Below are 5,202 nucleotides of genomic sequence, written 5' to 3'. Positions count from 1 at the left end.
GCTCAACATCGGCCAGAACCTGACCTTCCTCGATGACGGCCCGACGCTAAATTCCTTCACCTCGGGCACAATGCCAAATGAGGTTGGATCGGTCTCAGGGGTCTTCTCGCTGGCGGCGGGTGCCGATGGCCTCGATCATTTCAACATCACCGGACCTGCGATCACCGGGATCACCTACAGCACGACGACCGCGGCGGATGGCACAACGGTCCTTCACGGGAATTCGGGCGTGACCGAAGTGTTCTCCCTGACGGTAAGGCCGGATGGCACCTATGAGTTCGATCTCGTCACGCCGCAGGCCGCCACGACCGTCACGCAGACGCTCACAGGGCTGAGCCCGGGTGGTCCGACGCCGTTCCTCGAAACTCCGAACGGCCTGATCGAATTCACCGGTAACGGCAACGGCGTCAACTCTTCCACGCAAGGCTTCGGCGTTGACAACCAGTTCATCGACCCCAATGAAAACTTCACCATGGAGTTCCACACCTCCGCGACAGCCGGCAATGACGCGCCGACTCTCAATCCGAAGTTCATAGGCAGTCTCGATTTCAATGTGAACAATGGCTCTGGTTCGGTCTCATGGACGGCGACCAATTCCGTCACCAACCAGACCCAGAATGGAACGGCGACGGTGGTGAATGGACATCTCATCATCGACCCGACGATCGATTTCAACGTGATTTCGATAACCGGCAATGCCGATGCGAAAATGAGGTTGGCGGCCGTCGACATATCGCAGAACATCCTGCCGTCCGACTTGAACCTGCAGTTCCTGGTCTCTGCGACAGACCATGATGGCGATACGACCGCGACGCAGCCTGTGAGCATCCACGTGGTCGCAGGCGACGGTTCCGGCAACTTCACCCTTCCCGGCTTTGCCGGAACGGTCAACGACGTTATCGCCGGCAGCACGCATGCCGATACGATCTCGGGCGGTGCCGGAACCGACATTGCCGACTATACGGGCAGTGTGGCGGCGGTTTCGATCCATCTGGCCGACGACGGACATGCATCCGGGGCGCCGGTGACATTCACCAATCCGGGGCCTGGTACGATCGGCGGCGGCGATGCCACCGGTGACACTCTCTCGGGTATTGAGGGATTGATCGGCGGCTCGGGCAATGACTACCTGTCTGGAAACGCCGGCGACAATTATCTCGCAGGCGGTCTTGGCGCCGACACACTGAACGGCGGAGGCGGCAGCGATACTCTCGTCGGCGGCTTCGGCCAAGACACGCTTACCGGAGGCACTGGTGCCGACACGTTCAAGCTCGATCATCTCGACATCAAAGATCTCATCACCGACTTCAATGGTGGCGAGGGCGACAAGATCGATCTGACCGCGCTGTTCGACACGGCTCCTGGCGGCGGCGACATCGGCGACTTCGTGAATTACGACGCAGGGACCGGCGTGCTGAGTGTCGACACGAGCGGATCGGGAGATCCGGCCAATTTTGTCCAAGTGGCGGAACTCACGAACCACCCCGCGGCCAACACGATCACGCTGCTCTACGACGATGGCATAACCCAGCATCAGACAACGGCAAACGTGGTGTAACGCCATAGCGCACAACCACGCGACTATGTTATACGTCGCTAATATCTAGGGGAGCTCAATATGAAACGTTCTGCAAGACTGCTTGTTTCCGCTGCGACGCTGTTGCTGGCAGTCGGGTCGACGGGGTATGCCGCCGACATCATCGACGGTCCGACGGGCGACTATTGCCGTGTCGTCGGCACCTCCAACCTGGTGCTGAACGACAACATCGTCGATCTGAAGCAGGAGGTTGTGAAGTTGATGGACGAGTCGGTTGCCGTCGCCAACAGCTCGGAGTGGATCAACTCGTCGCGGCCCGTCTTCGTCTGGGCGTCGGAGGCCAAGGTCGCTTGCGGCAAGGCCTATGGCTACCTGAAGACGAACTACAAGGACGAAGACTACCTCAACAAATGCGAGTGTTTTCACGATCGCATGGTCGAGTACATGCACTGACCGGATAGCCACGCCTGTTGGCCATCATGACAGCCGACGGATCCTTCCTGAAGGCGGTCGCGGGTGCGATCGTGTTGTTTGGCTTTGTCCAAACGGTCACGCCGGCCAGTGCCAACTGGCTGGAACGACCATCCGTGAAACCACAGCTTTCGTCCGGACTGAAGCAACCGGTGCGCTGTGATCCGGCCACGGAGTGGACCCGGCAGGCTTTCAAGGCATTTGCGAGTTGCCAGGCATCGATCTATGGCCTGGAGCCGATGCTGGCGCATGCGGTGATGGAGATCGAAAGCGGCTTCGATCCCGACGTGCAAGGCGGCGACGGCGAAGTCGGCCTGATGCAGGTGATGCCGGCGACGGCCAGAATGCTCGGCTTTCGAGGTTCCCTGGACGATCTGAGCGCGCCGGCGGCCAACATCGCGCTGGGGGTCAAATATCTTGCACAGGCCAACAGGCTCGCCGCGGGCGATCTGTGCACCACCGTCATGAAATATCGCGCCGGGCACAATGAAAGCCGGTTCTCGGCCCTTTCGGTCCGCTACTGCCAGCGTGCGCGGGCAATCCTGGCAAGGGAAGGCTTTGAAGTGACCGGGCCTTTGCCGGTGGCGACGTTCGGCTTTTCCGCATTTTCGCCGGGCGGAGAGGGCGGAGCCCCTGCCCAGGCAAAGGGCGTTTGCGTGCGCCGCGTGTTCGTGCCGGGGCCGCGATACATGAAATGCGCCGACTATCGAAGTGCCGGGCAAGCAAGGCAGATCAGGGCGCTCAGAGGCAGGCTCTTCGGCGGCTAAAAGAACTACAGACGGCACTGCAAGTCCGCCGTAACATGCGTTGAAGACCAGACCGGGAACAATATCCGGCGGCACATAGGGGTGGAGCATTCATGGAAGCTGGCCGACAGGTCCACTGTCCGCGGACATGGGCAATCGCCTTGGCGCTCGCCGCGATCGTGTCGGGCTGCCAGTCGAAGGGCGGCGTGTCCGAAGTGCTCGATCCGGCGACGATTGCCGCGCCTGCCGGGCAGAACGGCGCCGCCGGTGGCGGTCCCGTCCAGGCGACCCAGTCGCTGGGTACCGGTTCGACCAAAGTCACGATGCTGCTGCCGCTGTCCGCCCCCGGAACGGCCGGGGAAAACGGCAGGAAGATGCTCGATGCGACCAAGCTGGCGATGACGGATATCGGCAACGGATTGCTGACGCTGACGATAGAGGACACCAAGGGCGACAGCGCGCAGGCCAGCAAACTGGCGGTAACGGCCATTACGACGGGATCGAAAGTCGTCATTGGCCCGACCGAGCTGCCGGCAGCCCAGCATATTGCCACGCTTTCGGGATCGAAGCGGCCACCGGTTCTGGCGCTTGCCGACAATTTCGCCGGCGGCGCCGGGGTCTATGCCGTGCTCCTTGGCGAAGCCGACAGCGCCGCAGCCGGCGCCGCGGGACTGGCCGCGAAAGGCAGCAAGAAGTTCGTACTGCTTGTCGCGGACAATCCAAACGCCGGCGCCATGGAGAAGCGGGTCGCAAACAGCCTCAGCATCTACGGCGCGGCGCTCGCGGTCACTCTCCGATATTCTGCCGGCGACGGTGGCGCGAAGGCGATCGACGAAATGGGCTCACTCGTGGACGCCCCCGACGCCGTCATTGTCGCCAGCGGCAATGGCAGTCCGGCGCCCATCCTTGCCGCCCTCAAATCGAAGGGCATTCCGGGAAAGACCATCTCCGTCGTCGGAACGAACCGTTGGCTGGAGCACCCCATGGATCCGCTCTTCGAGGGGGCGTTTATCGCCACGCTCGATCCAAGTGAAACCGGGCCGATCGCCGACCGCTTCAGGACGACATACAACTATCCGGCCGACGTCAATGTGGCCTATGCCTATGATATGGTTGCCTTGACGGCAGGGATTGCCAGCGCGGTCGGGCCTGATGGCTTCAGCAAGAAAGTTCTCGAAAATCCAAACGGCTTTCGTGGCTCGACCGGCCTGTTCCGGTTTCGGGCCGACGGATCCAGCCAACGCTCGATGCCGTTCTATCGGATTGAAAAAGGTGCGCTCAAGCTGGTTGCCAAATCGACGTCGGGTTTCTGACCGGCGCAAATCCCCGAGATCCTGTTCAAGCTGATGGGCAGGCGGGGCCGCAGCCGCTTGGCGATCGCACTCGGAAGCATCCTGCTTCTGGCCGGGATACTGCTGATCATTCAAGGCGGGGCGTTGCTTTCGGTCGATCGGCCTGTCCGTGCCCCGTCGCCGGATGTTGGCGATACCCGGCCTATCCGGCCGGTTGCCCCGGTTGCCGACGCACAACGCCTGGAGCCGGCGCGCAAGGTTGCTCAAGACCTGATCGCTCCGCCACGGCTTGATCCCGCTGAGATCGAAAGGGCCGAGCCCCGTCCGCCACTCAGCGAGCTCGGTCTCGCCGTGCCCCCGAAAACGCCAATGCCCGGGGATTGGCGGGAGGTCTTGCTCTACCGCCCGATTGCCACATCGTCGGCGATGTTCGAAGCCATGGGCCGCAAGGTGGTCATCAGCGGAGTGCGGGGCATCGATCTCGACAGCTCCTGCTCGTTTCATGACGTCACCTGGCCTTGCGGCCTTCGCGCACGCGCCGTTTTCAATTCCTGGTTGAGGGGACGCGCGCTGCACTGTTTCGTACCGCCGGACGTCGAGCGTTTTGCCGTCGCCGCACCGTGCAGGCTGGGCAAGCAGGATGTCGGCGCCTGGCTTGTCTCCAACGGCTGGGCCACGGCGCTGCCGAGCGGCATCTACGGCAAGGCGGAGGCGACAGCCCGAAAGGCTGAGATGGGCATATTCGGCCCGGCGCAATAGCCTGCCATTCATTCCCTGATGTTTTGTTTGTTAACCGCCACGGGCGCAGCCTTGATGGGGTCATCACGCAATCGATTAAATTGCAAGCTTCCTTGAAACTGAAATTGCAACACACCGGCCTTATACCAGCCCAACCACAGGAGATCGGCCAGTGATAAAGACTATGGCGAGCACCACCGACCAGGCATGGAAAAGCGTCGCTTTGCTGACCTTTCTGGGAACCGCTGCAATCCTGGGCGTTTCCGTCGGCCTCAATTATCTGCTCCTGTTCTCCGAGGCGCTGACGCCATTTGGGCGCAGCATGATCACGGCAATCCTGTTGCCCGTTGTCCTTGGCGTTCCGCTTTTTCTGTTCGTTGGATTAAAACGGATCGAGCTTCGTCGCTATCGCCGGGAA

5 protein-coding genes and 1 pseudogene are annotated in these 5,202 nt (G+C 61.6%); all 6 read left to right on the top strand.

Features of this window, described 5'->3' with window-relative positions:
• Nucleotides 1–1,558, top strand: a 1,558-nt coding sequence (locus EN906_RS22225) for a type I secretion C-terminal target domain-containing protein (protein ID WP_127375370.1), incomplete at its 5' end; no start/stop codon positions are given.
• 60 nt (nt 1,559–1,618) lie between these two features.
• Nucleotides 1,619–1,990, top strand: a complete 372-nt coding sequence (locus tag EN906_RS22220; protein WP_127270682.1) for a hypothetical protein — start codon at nt 1,619–1,621, stop codon at nt 1,988–1,990.
• A gap of 26 nt (nt 1,991–2,016) precedes the next feature.
• Nucleotides 2,017–2,775 carry a transglycosylase SLT domain-containing protein gene (locus tag EN906_RS22215; RefSeq protein ID WP_127270683.1) on the top strand — a complete coding sequence of 253 codons (759 nt, stop codon included), beginning with the start codon at nt 2,017–2,019 and terminating at the stop codon, nt 2,773–2,775.
• Between the two features lie 92 nt (nt 2,776–2,867).
• A complete protein-coding gene (locus EN906_RS22210; protein ID WP_127272575.1) occupies nt 2,868–4,067 on the top strand; it encodes an ABC transporter substrate-binding protein in 1,200 nt (399 codons plus the stop codon).
• A 372-nt stretch (nt 4,068–4,439) separates the two neighbouring features.
• Nucleotides 4,440–4,805, top strand: a complete 366-nt coding sequence (locus tag EN906_RS38400; protein ID WP_245456788.1) for a thermonuclease family protein — start codon at nt 4,440–4,442, stop codon at nt 4,803–4,805.
• Nucleotides 4,806–4,968: 163 nt separating this feature from the next.
• Nucleotides 4,969–5,202 (top strand): annotated as a pseudogene (locus EN906_RS22200) (GGDEF domain-containing protein); the annotation flags it as partial.

The sequence above is a fragment of the Mesorhizobium sp. M7A.F.Ca.CA.004.06.1.1 genome, from assembly GCF_003999135.1.
Taxonomy (GTDB): Bacteria; Pseudomonadota; Alphaproteobacteria; order Rhizobiales; family Rhizobiaceae; genus Mesorhizobium.
This window is presented reverse-complemented; position numbering and strand designations above follow the sequence as displayed.